The organism is Nocardia sp. NPDC020380, assembly GCF_044386975.1.
Classification (GTDB): Bacteria; Actinomycetota; Actinomycetes; order Mycobacteriales; family Mycobacteriaceae; genus Nocardia.
On the sequence record NZ_JBIRVQ010000008.1, the window covers coordinates 520,248 to 538,771 of the forward strand.

Sequence of the window (18,524 nt, forward strand, 5' to 3'; positions counted from 1 at the left end):
GTCGAGTGTGTCGGTGGGGCGGGGCTAGACTCGCTGCCGTGGCCGGCCGACTTCCTGACCGCGATATCGCGGCGATTCGTGAACGTGTTCGGATCGAGGATGTCGTTGGTGAGTACGTCGCGTTGAAATCGGCGGGCGCACTGTCGATGAAGGGCCTGTGCCCGTTCCACGACGAGAAGACGCCCTCCTTCCATGTGCGACCGCAGCACGGGGTGTTCCACTGCTTCGGGTGTGGCGAGGGCGGCGATGTCTTCGCGTTCCTGCAGAAGCTGGAGCACATCGGGTTCGTCGAGGCCGTCGAGCAGATGGCCGATCGCATCGGCTACAAGATCAACTATGAGGGCGGCGGCACCTCCGTCCAGCGCGACCGCGGCACCCGTGCCCGGCTGGTCGCCGCCAACGCCGCCGCACACGAGTTCTACATGTCCCAGCTCGGCGAACCCGACGCCGAAGCCGCCCGGAAGTACCTGACGGAGCGCAATTTCGACGCCAACGCCGCCCGGCAGTTCGGCTGCGGCTACGCGCCCTCCGGCTGGGATGCCCTCACGAAGCACCTGCTGCGCAAGGGATTCGAGTTCAAGGAGCTGGAGGCCGCGGGCCTGTCCCGGCAGGGGCAGCGCGGGCCCATGGACCGCTTCCACCGCCGCCTGCTGTGGCCCATCCGCAATCTCGGCGGCGAGGTCATCGGATTCGGCGCGCGCCGCCTGTACGACGACGACACCCTGACCGCCAAGTACATCAATACTTCGGAAACCTTGCTGTACAAGAAGTCTCAGGTGCTCTTCGGTCTCGACCTCGCCAAGCGTGAGATCGCCAAGGGGCATCAGGCGGTCGTCGTCGAGGGCTACACCGACGTGATGGCCATGCACCTGTCCGGCGTGAAAACAGCGGTGGCGGCGTGCGGCACCGCCTTCGGCGACGAGCACCTGTCGATCCTGCGGCGCCTGCTCATGGACGACAACTTCTGGCGCGGCGAGATCATCTACACCTTCGACGGCGACGCCGCCGGCCAGGCCGCCGCCGTGAAGGCCTTCAGCGGCGACCAGAAGCTCGCCGGTCAGACCTACATCGCCGTCGCCCCCGACGGCCTGGACCCGTGCGAACTGCGCCAGCGCAATGGCGACGGCGCCGTCCGCGACCTGGTCGCGCGCCGGGTCGCCCTGTACGAGTTCGTGATTCGCGGCATCGTCAAGAAGTACTCGAATCCCGTCACCAACGACATGAGCCCCGAACAGCAGGTCGCCGTGCTGCGCGAAGCGGTCCCCGTGGTCGCGCAGATCAAGGACAACGCCCTGCGCAAGGCCTACGCCACCAAACTGGCCGGCTGGGTCGGCTGGGACGATATCCAGCTGGTCGTCCGCCGCGTCGGCGACGAGGCCCGCAAACAGCGCGGCGGCGCCACCAACGGCCGCCCCGCCCCGAAAACCGAAACACCCCAGCCGATCTCCGACAGTGGCGCGGCCCGCCCCAACCCCCGCGACCCGGTCCTGCTGCCCCAGCGCCAGGTGCTGGCCGCCGCCCTGCAGTACCCGGCCCTCGCCGGCCCGGTCTTCGACTCCCTGGGCACCGAAGCGTTCACGCACCCCGTCTACATCGCGCTGCACACCGTGATCGTCAAGGCAGGCGGCGCCAATTCCGGCCTCAGCGGCGCCGAATGGGTCACTACCGTCGCCGACAACGCCGACGACCTCATGATGCGCGCCCTGGTCTCCGAACTGGCCGCCGAAGCCCTACCGGTGAAATCCGCCGACGACATCCCCCGCTTCGTCACCGGCGTCCTCGCCCGCATCCAAGAAGCCTCCGTCGGCCGTCAGATCGCCGAACTGAAGTCCAAACTCCAGCGCATCTCCTCCACCGAGCAGACCGCCGCCTACATGGAACTGTTCGGCGACCTCGTGGCCCTCGAGCAGTACCGCAAAAGCCTTGTAGCCCAAGCCATGGGCAACGCGGAGGACTTCCGCCGCTAGCTCAGGGCGCAGCAAAGCCCCACTCTCCCGACAGAGGTGTCGTGCGAGCGAGCGGGGCCGTTTGCACTGTCCCAGATCAGGGTGCGTTGTCCTGCGAGTAGGGGCGAAGCCCCACCCTCACCTCCGCAACTGATCCTGCGGCACCAAGATGGTGGTCCGCTCATCCAGCGGCACCATGGGTTCGAGCTTGGGCTGCGTGCTCAACTTGTCAGCGAGCTTCTGCCGCCCCACCGAAACCATCTTCCGTGTGACAGGACTCTCAGTGATCGCGCGGGTGGTCTTACTGATCTGCTCATACCGAACCCGCCCGGCCTTCGCGCCCAGCACGTACCCGGCCGCGACGCCGATGATCAACCGCAACATTCCGAGAAGCTCCTCCCGTAGTCCTGTCCGCCCCCACATCCTGCCCGACCCCACCACCCCCTGTCGATCCGGCACCCCCTCCCCCTCCCCACCCCATCCCCGCAGGTAGACCCACGATTTGGGAAGTGAACAATCAATGCGCTAAAGTTTTCCCCGGCCGGTCCGAGAGGCGCCAGCCAGGGAAACAATCCCCTATAGCTCAATTGGCAGAGCAGCCGACTGTTAATCGGCAGGTTTCTGGTTCGAGTCCAGATGGGGGAGCAGAAAACAGCCCCTGACCAGCGTGATACTAACGCCGGTCAGGGGCTGAATTCGTGTTCGGGTCGAAAAGGTCCATGCTGGGTCCACAGTCGGTGGGTATTCGCTGGTGGTGGTCGGCGTGTCTATGCCGTGGTCTGTTCGAGGGCTGCTCTGTTGTCGACCTCCAGATTGCGGGCCGCGTAGTAGCGGGCGGCGACCAAGGGTGAATTGCCCAGCTGTGCTGAGGCGGCCTCTATCCCGTAGATATCGCGGACGTCGGTACCGACGCGATGACGGATCTGTGTGGGGGTGATTTCGGTAAAGGTGCTGCCGCGTACTGCACGCCACAGGTGCTCGAAATTGTGCAGGCTCCATCCCTTCCCTCGTGGAGAGGGGATGAGCAGGTTGTCGTCGGAGGAAATTCCGTAGGCGAGTAGGTGTCGTACCGCATCGATGCCGCGCGGCGTCAGGGCCAGGCGGCGAATGCCTTTGGATCCGGTCTTGGTGCCCGGTCGCCAGCGCCAGCCCACGTCGGCGCCCAGGTCTTCGATTTTGCCGCGTACCCAGATCCCGGGCACGGCTGCGTCGAGTTCGAGGTCCTGTATACGGAATCCGAGCAACTCGCCTGGACGGACACCGGTGTCCCGCAGCAATTGGATGATCCAGTAGATCCTGTCATCGCGGGTGTGTCCGTTGCGTGGGCCGAGGGTGCCGGGAATGTCCGCGCCGCGGCACCAGGCTGCGACCTGCTCTTGGAAGGCGTCGAAGACGCTGTGCGGCAGCACGTGTGGGTCGTCGTGTGAGCGCACGGGTTTGAGTGTGCCGTTCATGGGGTTGTGGTCCAGGGCGCCGTGGCGGCGGGCGGTGTCGAACATCGCGGCCAGGATGGACCAGTGTTGGGCGGCCTTGGCGGTGTGCCCGCGTTCCATGAGCATGACCATGTAGTCGTTCATCCGCGCTGTGTTCGCTTCGCGCACAGTCAGATTTCCGATGGTGGGTTTGATTTTGATGGTGCCGGGGCGGGTTCGTCGATTGCCGGATCGGTCGAGTTGGTATTCATAGGCGGCCAGCGTGCTCGGGGCGAGGTGACCGCGGAGCCTTACCTCGGCGAGCCAGATGTCCGCCAGTGTGGCGATGCGGGTTGTCGGTTTCACTGTGCAGCTTCCTGGGTTGGCGCCCAGCCACGTCGCTGCTGCTCGACGAAACGTTTCTGATGGCTTCGCGTGCGGTGGCGCCGGTGCGTTTGGGTTTGTGGTAGTTGCCGAGCTGGTTGCGGCGCCATAGGCGGGCTTCGAAGCAGCCGTTGGGGAGTCGGTGGACTTGCGGTTGTCCGGCGGAGCCGGGTGGCAGTGCTGGCTTTGCCATGGGTTACGCGCCTTCTTCCTTCGATCGAATCGTCGAGGCGTCCTTCGCTGTGAGGGGGATTGACATGGCGGTCGGTGTTAAGTGAAAGTAGAAACAGCGCCATAGCTGTACCCAGGTGCGGGTTCAGGTTCTCTGAAGGTGCTGTCTGCGTTCATCGTTCGCGAATCTCGGGCGGGTCCCCGCATGCGCTTGTCGGCTGGATGGACGGCCTTCGAACTGCGTGAAATGCACGTTCCGTGAGATCTGACTGTCTTACGTCGACCAAAAGCTGAGCCCGACCCCGTTGCGGGGTCGGGCTTTTGCTGTCGCGGTTCGGAACTATAGCCGGCGGGCTCGGGACTGCCGGTCCGGACAACCGGCTGTCCGAGACTTCGGTCCGGTCATCGCTGAGCGCTGCATTCGAAATCTGTTGTTGCCGTCACTGCTTCGCGCGTGGCGGCTTTTTCATGCGTGAGGTGAGAGTTGTGCCCGAAACATTCAGACCACCCGGCCAGTGGACTCCAGGACCGGTCGCGGTCCCCGACGCAGCACCGCCCGGTGCCGACCGTCCAGGCAAGGGCAGGGTCTTCAACTACAACATCCAGAACGCCGCACAAGCGGCCGCCAAGTTCGGAAGGATCCGGTCCGCGCAGGAGATGACCGCACCGGTCACCACCGAAACCCGTTACCGTCCTTCGAATTTCTTCGCGACCACGGAGTCCGCCGAAGTCAAAGGCTCGCCCTTGATGACTGCTCCTGGTGCGCTGGTATTGCAGGATATCGCCGGTCCGAGGCCGATCAGCCCGAGGATGCCCGACCCGGATCTGCCGGAGAAGATCGACCAGAAGACCAAGCCCAAGCCTGCTCCGGCACCCGAGCCGGCCCCTGCACCTGCGGCGTCGCCAGCATCGCCACCTGTCTCGCAAGCCCCTGCCGCGCCCGCCGCCGGTCAAACGCCTTCTGGCACAGACAATCCGATCCTGGCTCAACTCGGCCTCGTCCCACCCTCGGCCGAGATTCCCGTGACGCTGCCACCCGCGGGCGGTATCGAGGACGTGCTCGCGATCGTGGCCTCGGGCAAACCCGTCCCGGGGAAGAACATCGCGCTGCCCAGTGGCACGAGCGTCACGACCGGGGCCGATGACACCACGATCATCGGTACCACCGATCCGATCACCGGCCATAACACCACCAACGTCTATGACCGCAACGGTCTGCTGATCTCGACTGCCGAATCCGAGATCGTGCTGGGCACTGGTGGACTCAGCCGCGACACCACCATCACCGACATCGGCGGCGCGGTCTCCCAGGTCCGCTCCGTCGACGACGGCCACGGGCACATCACCACCTGGACCGCCAATCCCGACGGCTCCCACTCGGTCCGCTACCCCGACGGCACCGTCATCAAGGAACCTGCCCCAGGCTCGACGACCCCCGCCGAACTCGTGCAACTCGACCCGGACGGTCTCGGCGGGCATGTCACCGATTACAACCTCGACGGCACCACCAGCCAAGCCGACTTCCGCCCCGGGATACTCAACGCCCCCGTCACCGATATCACCGGTCCCGACGGTGAACAAGTCCAGGTCGTGACGGTGCCCGGGCAGACCAACGGTGCCCCCTACAGCATCATCACCGGCCCCGATAAGTCCCGTGTGGTCTATCAACCCGACGGCACCACCGTCCCGATCGACCGCTACAACGACATCATCGGCGGCCCGAACTACGGCAACCAGTTCGACCCGCTCACCGGCACCTGGCGCTCCGACCCCGTCACCGCCCGCGGACCGATCATTACCGGTCCCGACGGAATCAGTAGCCAGGAATGGACCTACCGCAACAAAAAGAACGAAGAACGCACCGCCACCGCCACATTCGATGCCAACGGCTACCTGACTTCGCTGCAGAGCGGCGACTACACCGGCGTCGATGTCACCACTTTCGAAACCTTCGACGGCATCACCTTGCCGAAATGGTCCAACCACGCCGACGCCGGCAATGTCAAAGACGAATCCCGCCTCTACTGGGACGCCATCCTCACCGTCAGCGGCCTGCCCGAACTCGGCTGGACTGCCGGGCGCATGATCGGCACCCGCATCATCGCCAGCCAACTCGCCGCCCGCGGCGTCTCCGACCTCGGCATCGAACTCGCCACCAGCCAACTCGCCGCACGCGGCGCAACCACCTTGACTGGTGTGACAGGGACAACCAGACGCATCGCTCGCGGGGAACTTCCGACAGCTGAGAATGCGACCACGGCAACCCAACGGGCCGGTGGACTGCTGGAGACCGATGCCACGGTAGCCGTTGAGAATCGCGCCCTGAACCAGACCGCTGAGAAGCCGCTGCAGAACGGCCTATCGAAGGGGGCGACCGACATTGAGGGAGGGCTCAGTGGTGCTGCGCATGACGGTCGTATACCGACGGCTGCGTCGAAACTCGAGACACGGCCCAATCCGGTCCCGAATGCAACTGAAATCGAGTTCAAATCTCATGGAGGAGAAAGCGCCGCCCGCTGGACGGCAGACCTCAGTCATGTCACGGGCAAGACTGCCACAAGCAGAAACAGGGCTCTGGAGGCGATCTTGAGCGAAGACTTCGGAAATCTCGCCTTCAGCTTCAGGCCGCAGTACAGCCCGTTTGTCGGTCACGGAGTATCGAAGATAGGCTCCGGCATACAGATCGGTCCAAGCGCATTCGTTTCTCGGGAGCAGTTGAGAAATACTCTGGTTCACGAAGAGCTTCACCACAGATGGTGGCAGCGAGGAATCCTCGATGGGCACCATCCGCGTGACGGGTCAAACCCGGAGCGCACGGAAAAATTCTACGGTATCGTTGAGCGTTATATGAGAATGAGGGGATGGCTGTGATTTTCGAGACAGCACCGCTTGCGGAGACGTGTGAAGTGTGTGGTTCTGAAATGCAATGCTCGGTTACTGAGGCAGTGGTGAATATCGGACCACGATGGGACATGGAGTGCGGTTGTTCATCGTGTGGAAATAATTGGCATACCGGCGGTTTTGGCACGTCGCCCGGCTTTGTGCGAAAAGCAATAATCGCCCAGAATGGACTGACAAAGCTGAAGCTTGCTGAGTCTGGCGGAAATAATGCCGCCGTGGCTAAAGTGTTGCGGGATACGCTGTCGCTGCCTCTCAGTGAGATCGCTACTGCCGTGCGGAAAATCAGAACCGATGGCTACGAAGGATCGCTTGTTGAGGTGCATTCGCTGGCTATCGCCCTGGAGAAAGCTGGCGTCGGATTTGTAATCGATCGATCAGAATGACCGTCAATGAGGGATCCGCTGCGTTGGTTGCAGTGGCTGAGTCTATCGTGCAAGGCCTTGTTGATGCTGATGTCAAATGGGACTCGGTTACGGTTGTCGTAAATCTGGATAGGCAGAAATCGATGTTCGGATATATCTATTCGGACGATGGAAAATGGAATGCCGATGTTCCGCTTGATATGGAGGTCTTGACCCGTGCGATCGATCTTCGAACCGCCATGTCTGCGCCGAAGAAGAAAGATTGGAAAGTGTGCTGTATTCAGATGAGGCGTTCGGATATGAGTGTAGACGTGGATTTTGAATACAAAAATTCCCGGCGTTGGCAGATAACGCCGGCCAATCTGGAGAGCAAGATCGAAGAGTTGCGTCCGCGGTAGGCGCGGATCGGTCTTGGGGTCGGGGCATCGTGGCCCTGGTTGTGGTGGTGCCGGGTGGGGGCATCTGTCGGTGTGATCCAGAAACCCTCCAGGAATGCGTGCTGCGTCTGCGTTGCGCGGGGTGTGCTCGGGTGGCTGGCAGTCGAGTCCACCTGGCCTGTTCGGCCAGGTGGGCGATGCTTTTCGGGTAAACCTTGACTGTGTTGGGTTGGCTGTAGTAGTTGCCGGTTCAACCACTCGGCAGGTTTCTGGTTCGAGTCCAGATGGGGGAGCACAGTAAGGCCCCTGACCAGATGTCTGGTCAGGGGCCTTCCTCGTTCTAGGGGCGCATCGGGTCTTCGCGTGGGGGCGGGGTTCCCGTCGGCTGGGCCGAAGGTGGGGTTGGGCCGGGGTGGTTGGTGGGGTGGGCGGAAAAATTACGTTTGTGGTGTCCTGTGGCAGGAATAAATAATTTTGTTGCGGGGATGGTGGGGGGTATTGCAGAGCGTGGGGGAGCTCTGCGATGTGTAAAGAATCGGGGGAGGTTGGGCATTTGTGGTCGCGTGTTTGTCTACAAAATGGGTGGGGGACCCATTCTTTGGTTAGTGGGTTTCGGCGGGCGCGGGGTGGTGTTGTGTTGAAAGTGTGGGTGGACAGAGAAGTTCGTCTCAGCTAGCGTTACTGCAACGTTCGAGCGGGGTTGTTCTCAACTATTTATTGCTAATCAGAGGGTGTTGACATGGGTTCACCTGATGTTGAATTGCGCGCTTACGAGCAGGCTCGGTATGCCGTTCCGCATAATATTCTCCGGTCTGAGGAGATTTATGGGGAGGGGTTTCAGAGTCCGGGGGGATTGGCTGGGTTCGAGAAGATATTGCTTTCTGGGATGTCTGTGTCTGCTGATATGCGGGTGCTGGATATCGGGGCGGGGTTGGGGGGTGCGGCGTTTCATGTTGCCGGCACTACGGGGGCCGAAGTGGTGGGGGTGGATTTGGCTGAGGTGATGGTGGAACTCGCCAATGAGCGGCGGAAGGGGGGTGAATCCAATGGGCGGGTTCGGTTTATTTTGGGTAGTGCATTTGTCGATGAGTTGGCGGGGCACTCGTTCGATGTGATCTATTCGCGGGACTCGTTGCTTTATGAGCATGACAAGGCGGGGCTGTTCAGGCGGTGTCGCGAGCTGCTGAAGCCGGGTGGGCGGCTGCATATCAGTGACTTCTGTGCGGGGGGGAGGACGCCGGAGTTCGAGGAGTACATCGATGTGTCGGGGTACTCGTTGCCGACTATCGAGGAATACCGGCAGCTGTTGGTGGATGCGGGGTTCACCGATGTGAGTGGGGTTGATCTGTCCGAGTTGACGGGTGAGTTCCTGCGGGCTGATCTGGAGCGGTATCGGGGCAAGGTGGCGGGGGATGGGTCGATCTCGGCGGAAGATGCTGCGCACGTGGTGGAACGGTGGCAGCGGAAGATCGACTTCATTGCGGCGGGGTCGCTGACGCAGGGGCTCTTCGCGGCGACCGTGCCCGCGGAGTGAGGGGCGATGACTACACAGCATGCCGAGTATCTGACCGCTGATCTGCCTTCCGGGCGGGTCGCGCACTTCCATTGGGTGTGGCTGCGTGACTCCTGTTTGTGCGGTGAGTGCCGGAACAGTCATGCCAAGCAGAAGTACTTCGACTCCGCGGCGATTCCTACCGATATCACCGCGAGTACCGTGCGGCATACCGGGGAACAGGTGGAGATTGTCTGGCCGGATGGGCATCGGAGCGATTATCCGGTGCACTGGCTGGCCGAACGCGAAGAACAGCGCATTGCGCGACCATCCGCGCCAGGCGGCCGGATCCCGTGGACTTCGCCGGCGGCGGTCGGCGAACACCTCTTCGGGTATCGGGACATCCTGGCGGATGATTCGATATTGGTCGCTGCGCTCCGAGGATTGTTCAGTCACGGGATAATCGTGATCAGCGGGCAGCAGGATGCCGATTCGGATTCGCTCTGCGATCGGCTGGCCGGGTTCGTGGATCGTTCGTACTTCGGCGAATACTTCGATCTGGAGACCAAGCCGGACGACAAGACCGACAGTATTTCCTTCAGTACCCGGCCGCTGCCGATGCACACCGACATTCCGTACTACACCACTCCACCGGACTATCAATTCCTGTACGGCCTCGACGTCAATGCGGCCGCGACCGCTGCCGTCGGTGGCCGTACCCGGTTCGCCGATGGATTGGCTGCGGCGAACCGACTTCGGGAAGCAGACCCCGAGGCATTCCGGGTGCTTGCCGATACTCCGGTCACCTATCGCGCCGAGTATCCGGCCGCCGGGAAGATCTATCAGAACGAAACGACGATCATCCGCATCGACTCCAATGGCGAGGTGGCCGGTTTGATCAACAATCCGACGAAGATGTATTTCGACAATGTGCCCTTCGAGTCGACGATGCCGCTGTACCGGGCGTACTCGGAGTTCAAAGGACTGCTCGGCGACGAGGTCTCCTACTTCCACTCCTGGCATCCGGGCGACATGGTGGTGTTCGACAATCGGCGAATCTTCCACGGGCGCGAGGAGTTCGGCGCCTCGAACATCACCCGCACGCTGCGCGGCGGCTACTTCAGTGAAATCGAGCTCGCCGCCCGGGCCCGGTTCGTCGCCGAGCGGATCAGCTGACGGTGTCGGCCGGTGTGGTCGGACTCGTGCTGATCGCCGCCGTCCTGCACGCCGGCTGGAACGCGCTCCTGCACGGCGGCGGCGACCAGCTGCGGATGGCCACCCTGATGAGCATTGCGACGGGGCTGATCGCGGTGCCGTTCGCGGTGGTGCTGCCGCTGCCGGACCGGGCCAGCTGGCCCTACCTGCTGACCAGTGCGGCGGTGCAGGTGCTGTACATCATTTTTCTGGTCCGGGTGTATCGCGTGGCCGATCTGGGGTCGGTGTATCCCGTAATCCGGGGCAGCGTGCCACTTTTCGTCACAGTGGGCGCGACGGTCGCCGTCGGCGAGGACCTGGGTCCGCGCCTGCTGCTCGGAATCGTGCTGGTGTCGTTCGGCACCATGGCGATGCTGGGCGGCAAGAACAACGGCGGGTGGAAAGCCATGACACTGGCCGTGATCACCGGCGGGATCATCGCGCTGTACACGGTGATCGACGGTGTCGGCGCGCGGCTGGCGGGCGATCCGCAGGCCTATACGGCGTGGATCTTCCTGATCTTCGGCGTGCTGATGCCCGCGGCGTTCGTGGCCATGCGCGGCCTTCAGCCGCTGGAGTACGTGCCGGAGCTGCACACGGCGCTGATCGCGGGGGTCATCCAGATCGTCACCTATGCGGTGGTGATCTGGGCCTTCACGCTCAGTCCGCTCGGGCCGATATCGGCGCTGCGGCAGACCAGCGTGGTGGCGGCCACGCTGATCGGCTGGCGGTACCGCGGCGAGCAGCTGTCGGCGGTCCGGCTCGGCGCCTGCGCGGTGATCCTGGCGGGTGCGGCCCTACTGAGCTGAACGGAATCCGCCGATTCCCGTGCGGCCGCACGACTTATCGAGTTCATCGGAATGGAAAGGTTCGGTGCCCGGGTATGTACAGCGATGGAGAGGATCGCCCGGTCCTGCTCAATCCCGGTCCGGCGGGAACGTCGGACCGCGTCAAGAACGCACTGCTCCGCGGCGACCTCTGTCATAGGGAACCGGAATTCACCGAGCTGCTGAACCGGCTGCGGACAGCGCTGCCGCGAGCCCTGGAGTTTCCCGAGACATACGAGTCGGTGCTCGTCACCGGCTCCGGAACAGCGGCCATGGAGATGGCCGTCACCGGCTCGGTGCGCTCCGGACAGGAGATCCTGGTCCTCAGCAACGGGGTATATGGCGAGCGACTGCTCGCTATCGCACGCGCGCACGGCATTACGGCCCACGAGGTGGCGCCCGACGGCGACCAGCTGGAACGCTGGACCACCCCGATCGATCCCGCCCGGGTCGACAGTGCGCTCGCCACATACCCGGAGGTGGATGCCGTGGTGTGCGTCCACCACGAGACCACCACCGGTTTGCTCAACCCCATCCGCGAGATCGGCGAGATCGTCGCCCGCCATCGGGCACTCTTCGTGATCGACGCGATCAGCAGCACCGGAAACGAGGAGCTGAATCTCGCCGATGCCGGCATCGACATCCTTTGCGGCACTGCCAACAAGGGTCTGCACGGCCTGCCCGGCATATCCTTCCTGCTCTGCGGACCGGCCGCCCTGACCCGAATCGCCGAGGCGCCCGCCCGCGGCCTCTACAACAACGCGGCAACCCATTTGGCGGGCCAGCGCCGGGGCGATGTGCCGTTCACCCCGGCGATCCAGATCTGCTACGCCCTCGACGAGGCACTCGCGGAATACACCGAGCGCGGTGGCCGCAGCGCCCGCGTCGCCCTCTACCGGGATCGGGCCGCCTTGGTACGGGCCGGTTTCGACCGTCTCGGCCTGAAGATCCTCGTCGATCCGCCGCATCGCGCGAATTCCGTCTCCACGCTGCGACTTCCGGACCGCGTCACCTATCCGCGCCTCCATGACGAGCTGGCGAAGCGCGGCTACATCATCTACGCCGGACAGGGCGGCCTGGCCGCCGGGCATTTTCGAATCTGCACCTTCGGGGAGATTCCCTTCGACCGTCTCGAGGCCCTGGAGTCCGCGCTCGGCGCCGCGCTCCTCGCGGCTCGGGACTGAAAGACGAGAACACGGACATGATTTCCGCAGCGGAATTTTGCGCTGAACTCGACGAGCGTGGTTTCACCGTGGCCAGCGGTGTGCCGTGCTCCTACTTCGGCGGTCCGATCGCGCTGCTCGGCGGCCGTCCGGGCCGCTACATTCCGGCGGCCAATGAGGGTGCGGCCCTGGCCATTGCGGCGGGCGCCGCCCTGGCCGGCGGCCGGCCGTACCTCATGCTGCAGAACTCGGGGCTGGGCAACCTGGTCAACCCGCTGACCTCGCTGACGATGACCTACCGGATCCCGGTGCTCGCCTTCGTCAGCCTGCGCGGCTGGCCCGACCCGGCCCACGACGAACCACAGCACGAAGTGATGGGAACGTCCACGCACGCACTGCTGGACACCCTCGGCGTCCACCACGGCACCCTGCGCGCCGATGCCGGCCTGTGCGGATTCCGCGCACTGCTGGATCCCGCGCGGACCGAACTCGAGGCCGGCAGACCCGCTTTCATCCTGGTCGAGAAGGGTGCGGTCGGTTCCGGCGAAGCGCCACCGGCCCCGGAGCGTGAGTCCCTCATCGCCGCGGACGTATTGCGCACGGTCGCGCACGCCGCAGGCGAGGACGGCCTGATCGTCGCCAGTACCGGTTACACCGCGCGGGAACTGTTCGCGGTCGCGGACCGCCCGGGCAACTTCTACATGCAGGGCTCGATGGGTCACGCGGTGGCGATCGGCCTCGGGCTGGCACAGGCCGACCCCGATCGGCCGGTCATCGTGGTCGACGGTGACGGCTCCGCGCTCATGCACCTCGGCACCCTGTCGGTGATCGGAAATCAGGCCCCGCCCAATCTGATCCATCTGGTCCTGGACAACGGGATGCACGAGTCGACCGGCGGCCAGCCCTCCACCTCCGGCACCACCGACTTCGCCGCGGTCGCGACCGCCGTCGGCTATCACACCGCGATGAACTGCCGCACCGAAAGCGATCTGGAGCTCTTCCTGCGCAAGGCACTGCATTCGCGCGGGCCGCATCTGGCCGAGGTCCGAACCGCCCGCAGATACGGTCAGGCCCCGCCGCGGGCCACCAGCAGCGCCGCACCGCACGTCCTGGCAGCGCGATTCGCGAATGCCGCCCAGCGAAAAGGACTCTCATCATGACCCGCACCACGCTGCGTGACAGGCTGCGCGCCGGTAATCGCCTGCGCCTCATCGGCGCCCATGACGGCCTGTCCGCACTGCTCGCCGAGAGATTCGGTTTCGACGGAACATGGGCGAGCGGCCTGGGGATCTCGGCGGTCCACGGCCTGCCCGACGAAGGCCTGCTCACCATGACCGAATTCCATGCCGCCGCAGTTCAGATGCGGCAGGCCAGTTCGCTGCCGATCGTCGCCGATGTGGACTCCGGCTTCGGTGACCAGCAGGTGGTGCGCCGGATGGTCCGGCTCTACGAGGAAGCCGGGATCGACGCGGTCTGCATCGAGGACAAGCGCTTTCCCAAGCGCAACAGTTTCCAGGACGGCAATCAGCTGGAACATCTCGAGGTGGCCGTGCGCCGGATCGAGGCCGCCAAACAGGCCCAGCGCGGCGACGATTTCATGGTGATCGCCCGTCAGGAATCCATGATCGCCGGAGCCGGCCTCGACGATGCCATCGCCCGGGCGCACCGCTACCGCGACGCCGGCGCCGACGCGCTACTGATTCACAGCCGCCGCAAGGACGCCGGCGAGGTGGCCGCGTACTGCGCCCGGGTGCGGGCCGACGGCATCCAGCTACCGCTGGTGTGCATCCCGACCACCTACCACTCCACGACCGCCGAACAGCTCTGGTCCTACGGGATCAGCGCCGCCGTCTACGCCAATCAGCTGGTCCGCGCGTCGGCCCGGGCCATGGAGCTGGTGCTGGAGTCCCTTGCGGCGGTCGGCTCCACCACCGATGTGGAGGAGCGGATCGCTTCGGTCGGCGACCTTTTCGGCCTCGTCGGGATGGATCAGCCCGCCATCACGCATTGAATCCGGAGCGGCCTTTCGTAATTTCGACATTCCGCTGATTCCGGTTGCGCAGGCGCGTCTTTCGAATGGGATTCGGGCCGGGCGACTACGGTGGTTCGGCAGTATCTGGCGTTCGGTTCTGCCCTGTTCTTCTCATCGACACCGGAAGGCGTTCATGGCAACGGAATTGACGCAATTGCAGCTTTTGCGGGAGTTGGAGCCGGTGGTGGGGGAGAATCTCGACCGGCATCTGGCGACGGTGAAGGATTGGGATCCGCACGACTATGTGCCCTGGGATGAGGGGCGCAATTTCGCGGCCATGGGCGGGGTGGACTGGGAGCCGGAGCAGTCGCGGCTGTCGGAGGTGGCGAAGGTCGCCATGATCACCAATCTGCTCACCGAGGACAATCTGCCCTCCTATCACCGCACCATTTCGGAGAACTTCGCCGGTGACGGGGCCTGGGTGACCTGGGTGGGGCGCTGGACGGCCGAGGAGAATCGGCACGCGATCGCTATGCGCGACTATCTCGTGGTTACGCGGGGCGTGGATCCCGTTGCCCTGGAGAACGACCGGATGGTGCACATGACCAAGGGCGTGCATGCGCCCGAGGGGTACGGCGGGGTGCTCGACCAGCTCGCCTATGTCACGTTCCAGGAGCTCGCGACTCGCGTCAGCCACCGTTCCACCGGACGGGTCTGCGATGATCCGATCGCGGATCGCATGCTCTCCCGGATTGCCACGGACGAGAACATGCACATGATCTTCTATCGCAATGTCGCCGCGGCCGCGTTCGACCGGGCGCCGGATCAGACCATGGAAGCGATCACCAAGGTCGTGAAGAACTTCGCCATGCCCGGCACCGGCATGCCGAACTGGCGGCGCAATGGCGTGCTCATGGTCAAGCACGGCATCTACGACCTGCGGCAGCATCTCGACGAGGTGCTGACACCGGTGCTGCGGGTGTGGAAGGCGTTCGAACGCACCGACCTCACCGCCCGCGGCGAGCGCAGCCGCGAGGAGCTCGGCGCCTACCTCGAGAAGCTGGAACGCGATGTGGTGCGGTTCGAGGAGCAGCGGGCCCGCCTGCTGGCCCGCGAAGCCGCCCGCGCCGACGCACCCGCCACCGTCGGCGCGCAGTAGACCCCGCGATAGTCCGAATCAGTCGCACCGGCCGCTTCGGAGGCCGGTGCGATTTCGTGTGTGGCGAGCGATGAGTTTCGGGCGTTCGGGGGATCTGTATTCCGGGCTGAGAAATCGAGGAGGCCACGTGAATACACCGGTTGCCGATGCGGGGGAGTTCATGACGCTCGCGCAGCAGTTCCGGCCCGAGCTGATGGCGCACTGCTATCGAATGCTGGGATCGCCCGAGGACGCCGAGGACCTGGTGCAGGAGACGTACCTGCGGGCTTGGCGCGGGTACGGGCAGTTCGAAGGCCGGTCATCGCTGCGATTGTGGCTGTACCGGATTGCGACCAATGCTTGCCTGCGGGCATTGGAGCAGCGGGGGCGGCGGCCGTTGCCGTCCGGATTGTCCGAGCCCGTCAATGATCCCGCGCAGTACGCCCCGGGGGAGCCGGGGACGCGGTGGCTCGCGCCGATGCCGGATCACCTGCTGTCCGGCGATCCGGCCGCCATCGTCGACACGCGCGGCGGGGTGCGGCTGGCGCTGGTCGCGGCCATGCAGTTGCTGCCCGCCCGGCAGCGCGCCATCCTCATTCTGCGTGAGGTGCTGGAGTTCCCGGCCACGGAAACCGCTGCGGCACTGGGCACCACGGTGGCCGCGGTGAACAGCGGGCTGCAGCGCGCCCGGGCGGCGCTGGCCGCCGCGGGGGTGGGGCTGGACCAGATCAACGAGCCGCCCGAGCCACAGCGGCGGGCCCTGCTCGATCGGTACGTGGCGGCGCTGGAGTCCGCCGATTTCGATGCCTTGCACACGATCCTGCACGACGACGCCATCCTGGAGATGCCGCCGTCACTGGCATGGTTCGCGGGGCGCGAGCAGATCGTGCGCTTCTTGAAAACGCTGCCGTGCGGGCCTGGCCACTTCCGGATGCGGCACACGTCCGCGAACGGTCAAGCGGCCCTGGGTCAATACCGGTGCGACGCGGACGGCCGCTATCGCGCGTATTCGTTGCAGGTATTCGGCATCACCGAGGCGGGTATCACCCATATCGTCGCGTTCTTCGACCCCGATGTCTTCCCGGCATTCGGCCTGCCGCCGATGCTCGAGGACGCGTCCTGATGGTTCGTGCCGATCGGATGGAGCTCGCCATCGGGTTCGCGTTCGGCAAGCTCGCTGCCGTGTCGGGCGCGCACCTGACGCGCGGAACACCCTGCGGTGACTGGGATTTGGCGATGCTTCTGCATCATCTCGCCGATTCGGTCGACGCGGTGTGCGACGGTATCGAGCAGGGCCGAATCGCGGTATACCCGGATCTTCCGCCTCCGGACCACCCGGTCGAGCGCGTCCGCAAGGGACTGTGCCGGCTGCTCGATGCCTGGCTCGGGGTCCGATGCAATGCGATCACCATCGGCGAACTCCCCTTGCCCGCAAGGGAGTTCGCCGATATCGCCGCGCTGGAGCTCACCGTCCACGCCTGGGATATCGGCAGCGCCTGCGCCGACCCGCGGCCGATTCCCGCGTCTCTCGCCGCCGAACTGCTGTCCTTCGCCCGGTTCGCCGTCCCGGCCGTGGGCCGCGATCCGATCTTCGGCCCCGAGGTTCCGGTCCCCGATACGGCTTCCGCGAGCGATCGCCTCGTCGCCTTCCTGGGCCGTGATCCCGCTGTCCGGCAATGCTTCTCGGCGCGGCGATGAGTTCTCCGGTGCCTGCGTATCTCTATTGGCAGAGCACGTACCAGCAACGAAGGAGAACTCATCATGGTGCACATCGCAGGCAGCACGGTACTGGTGACCGGTGGTAATCGCGGCATCGGCCGCGCGCTGGTCGAGGAGGCCCTGAGCCGGGGTGCGAGCCGCGTCTACGCGAGCAGCCGCACGCCGTGGACCCACCCCGATACCCGCGTCACCCCGCTGGTGCTCGACCTCACCGATATCGACCAGATCCGCAGTGTCGCAAGCACTGTCGAGTCCCTCGATATCCTGGTCAACAATGCCGGGATCGCACTCTACGACGACTTGACCGACCGCTCCGCGATCGAACGCCAACTTGCCGTCAACCTTTTCGGCGCCTACGAAATGACCCTCGCCTTCCGTCTCCAGCTGGAGCGATCCGGTGGCGCCGTCGTCAATAACCTGTCGATTGCCGCCCTGGCCCCGATACCGGTCACCCCCGCCTACTCGATCTCGAAGGCCGCCGCCCTGTCCATGACCCAATCCCTCCGCCTCCGGGCCGCCGAGCACGGCGTAACGGTGCATGCGGTCCTCACCGGCCCCACCGACACCGATATGAACCGGGGCTTCGACATCCCGAAGACCGCGCCGGCACTCGTCGCCCGCGCCATCTTCGACGGCGTCGAGAAGGGCGAGGAAGATATCTTCCCCGACCCGGCCACGGAACCCGTCGCCGATGCCTGGCACAACGGCCCGGCCAAATCCCTCGAACGCCAATTCGCCCAGCTCGCCGGCCTGCCGATCCCGGACGGGGCCGCCCGATGAGGATGCCCCGGCCCTGAACGGGTCTGGGTCGCCAGCCAGGGGCCGAACGCCGAGATGCGTTCGGCCCCTTGTCCGAACGGCCGAGATGCCGCTCGTGAGTGGCCTGTTCGGTCGGCGCCGGGCAGTCGGCGAATTGGACCTGCTGGAGATGCAGGGCTTCGAGTGCTGCGCGTTCGAACGGTTCCTATGCTCGGGCGCAGGGGATCAACCGTCGATTGTCAGTCGATCGACAGGGGTATGACGGGGGTGCGGGTCAGTACTGGCCGGACTGGTTGAGGGCTTGCTGGGCCTGGTTCACGGCGTGGCGTTTGGCTTCTTCGCGGTCCCAGGCGTTGAGGCCCTTGGTTTCGAAGAGTTTGTCGCATTCGGCGCCTGCGAAGCCGGCGATGAGTTCCTTGGCCAGGGCGTGTGAGGGGGGCTTGCCGTTGGCCGCGCAGTGTTTTTCGTAGGCCTTCATGGCCTCGAATCCTGCTGCGCCGCCGATCAATTCGTGGGACAGCTTGGCCTTGTGGTCGTCGTTGTTCGGGTCGATGTTGTAGACCTGGTCGCGCTTGGCGCTGTCGTTGTCGAAGAAATCGAACAGACCCATGGGGTTCCCTAAGTTTGTAGGTGTCTGGGGTTGATGCCCTGGACGCCCAGGACAGTGGGGTGTAGCTGATGAGGTTCTGCTGCTTGTGTGGCTCGGA

Annotated in this window: 17 protein-coding genes and 1 tRNA gene; 15 read left to right on the forward strand and 3 right to left on the reverse strand. The window is 64.7% G+C overall.

Annotation, left to right across the window (positions count from 1 at the left end):
- Nucleotides 1-38 precede the first annotated feature (38 nt).
- Nucleotides 39-1,967, forward strand: a complete 1,929-nt coding sequence (gene dnaG, locus ACH438_RS24830; protein WP_397009099.1) for a DNA primase — start codon at nucleotides 39-41, stop codon at nucleotides 1,965-1,967.
- 117 nt (nucleotides 1,968-2,084) lie between these two features.
- Here dnaG and ACH438_RS24835 read toward each other — a convergent pair whose 3' ends face one another.
- A complete protein-coding gene (locus ACH438_RS24835) occupies nucleotides 2,085-2,330 on the reverse strand; it encodes a hypothetical protein (RefSeq protein ID WP_397009101.1) in 246 nt (81 codons plus the stop codon).
- 188 nt (nucleotides 2,331-2,518) lie between these two features.
- Here ACH438_RS24835 and ACH438_RS24840 point away from each other — a divergent pair.
- A tRNA-Asn gene (locus ACH438_RS24840) sits at nucleotides 2,519-2,591 on the forward strand.
- Nucleotides 2,592-2,713: 122 nt separating this feature from the next.
- On the opposite strand, the gene ACH438_RS24845 is transcribed toward ACH438_RS24840, so the two are convergent.
- Nucleotides 2,714-3,724, reverse strand: a complete 1,011-nt coding sequence (locus ACH438_RS24845; RefSeq protein WP_397009103.1) for a tyrosine-type recombinase/integrase — start codon at nucleotides 3,722-3,724, stop codon at nucleotides 2,714-2,716.
- Nucleotides 3,725-4,399: 675 nt separating this feature from the next.
- Between ACH438_RS24845 and ACH438_RS24850 the strand changes: the two genes are divergently transcribed.
- The 13 genes from ACH438_RS24850 to ACH438_RS24910 all read left to right on the forward strand — a co-directional run bounded on the left by ACH438_RS24850 (nucleotide 4,400) and on the right by ACH438_RS24910 (nucleotide 17,838).
- The gene (locus tag ACH438_RS24850; protein ID WP_397009105.1) at nucleotides 4,400-6,784 is read left to right on the forward strand and encodes a hypothetical protein; all 2,385 of its coding nucleotides are present in this window, start codon (nucleotides 4,400-4,402) and stop codon (nucleotides 6,782-6,784) included.
- Nucleotides 6,775-7,197: a hypothetical protein gene (locus ACH438_RS24855; protein WP_397009107.1), complete on the forward strand. Its 423-nt coding sequence runs from the start codon at nucleotides 6,775-6,777 to the stop codon at nucleotides 7,195-7,197. The genes ACH438_RS24850 and ACH438_RS24855 overlap by 10 nt, the downstream gene beginning before the upstream one ends.
- Nucleotides 7,194-7,574 (forward strand): hypothetical protein, encoded by a 381-nt coding sequence (locus ACH438_RS24860; RefSeq protein WP_397009109.1) that lies wholly within the window; start codon nucleotides 7,194-7,196, stop codon nucleotides 7,572-7,574. The genes ACH438_RS24855 and ACH438_RS24860 overlap by 4 nt, the downstream gene beginning before the upstream one ends.
- Before the next feature lie 718 nt (nucleotides 7,575-8,292).
- On the forward strand, nucleotides 8,293-9,087 hold the full coding sequence (locus tag ACH438_RS24865) for a methyltransferase domain-containing protein (protein WP_397009111.1): 795 nt from the start codon (nucleotides 8,293-8,295) through the stop codon (nucleotides 9,085-9,087).
- Nucleotides 9,088-9,093: 6 nt separating this feature from the next.
- Entirely contained in the window at nucleotides 9,094-10,221 is a 1,128-nt protein-coding gene (locus ACH438_RS24870; RefSeq protein ID WP_397009113.1) for a TauD/TfdA family dioxygenase, read from the forward strand.
- Between the two features lie 14 nt (nucleotides 10,222-10,235).
- On the forward strand, nucleotides 10,236-11,048 hold the full coding sequence (locus tag ACH438_RS24875) for a hypothetical protein (protein ID WP_397009115.1): 813 nt from the start codon (nucleotides 10,236-10,238) through the stop codon (nucleotides 11,046-11,048).
- 74 nt (nucleotides 11,049-11,122) lie between these two features.
- On the forward strand, nucleotides 11,123-12,250 hold the full coding sequence (locus tag ACH438_RS24880; protein ID WP_397009117.1) for a pyridoxal-phosphate-dependent aminotransferase family protein: 1,128 nt from the start codon (nucleotides 11,123-11,125) through the stop codon (nucleotides 12,248-12,250).
- Nucleotides 12,251-12,267: 17 nt separating this feature from the next.
- Nucleotides 12,268-13,389 (forward strand): phosphonopyruvate decarboxylase, encoded by a 1,122-nt coding sequence (gene aepY / locus ACH438_RS24885; RefSeq protein WP_397009119.1) that lies wholly within the window; start codon nucleotides 12,268-12,270, stop codon nucleotides 13,387-13,389.
- Nucleotides 13,386-14,240 carry an isocitrate lyase/phosphoenolpyruvate mutase family protein gene (locus tag ACH438_RS24890; protein WP_397009121.1) on the forward strand — a complete coding sequence of 285 codons (855 nt, stop codon included), beginning with the start codon at nucleotides 13,386-13,388 and terminating at the stop codon, nucleotides 14,238-14,240. The genes aepY and ACH438_RS24890 overlap by 4 nt, the downstream gene beginning before the upstream one ends.
- A gap of 154 nt (nucleotides 14,241-14,394) precedes the next feature.
- Nucleotides 14,395-15,360 carry an acyl-ACP desaturase gene (locus ACH438_RS24895; RefSeq protein ID WP_397009123.1) on the forward strand — a complete coding sequence of 322 codons (966 nt, stop codon included), beginning with the start codon at nucleotides 14,395-14,397 and terminating at the stop codon, nucleotides 15,358-15,360.
- A 127-nt stretch (nucleotides 15,361-15,487) separates the two neighbouring features.
- Complete coding sequence (locus ACH438_RS24900) at nucleotides 15,488-16,462, forward strand: sigma-70 family RNA polymerase sigma factor (RefSeq protein ID WP_397009125.1); 975 nt, start codon at nucleotides 15,488-15,490, stop codon at nucleotides 16,460-16,462.
- Nucleotides 16,462-17,037: a TIGR03086 family metal-binding protein gene (locus ACH438_RS24905; protein ID WP_397009126.1), complete on the forward strand. Its 576-nt coding sequence runs from the start codon at nucleotides 16,462-16,464 to the stop codon at nucleotides 17,035-17,037. Before ACH438_RS24900 ends, ACH438_RS24905 begins: the two co-directional genes overlap by 1 nt.
- Before the next feature lie 63 nt (nucleotides 17,038-17,100).
- On the forward strand, nucleotides 17,101-17,838 hold the full coding sequence (locus tag ACH438_RS24910) for an SDR family NAD(P)-dependent oxidoreductase (RefSeq protein ID WP_397009128.1): 738 nt from the start codon (nucleotides 17,101-17,103) through the stop codon (nucleotides 17,836-17,838).
- A gap of 253 nt (nucleotides 17,839-18,091) precedes the next feature.
- Here the strand turns inward: ACH438_RS24910 and ACH438_RS24915 are convergent, their stop codons facing one another.
- A complete protein-coding gene (locus tag ACH438_RS24915; protein ID WP_397009130.1) occupies nucleotides 18,092-18,427 on the reverse strand; it encodes a DUF3759 domain-containing protein in 336 nt (111 codons plus the stop codon).
- Nucleotides 18,428-18,524 lie beyond the last annotated feature (97 nt).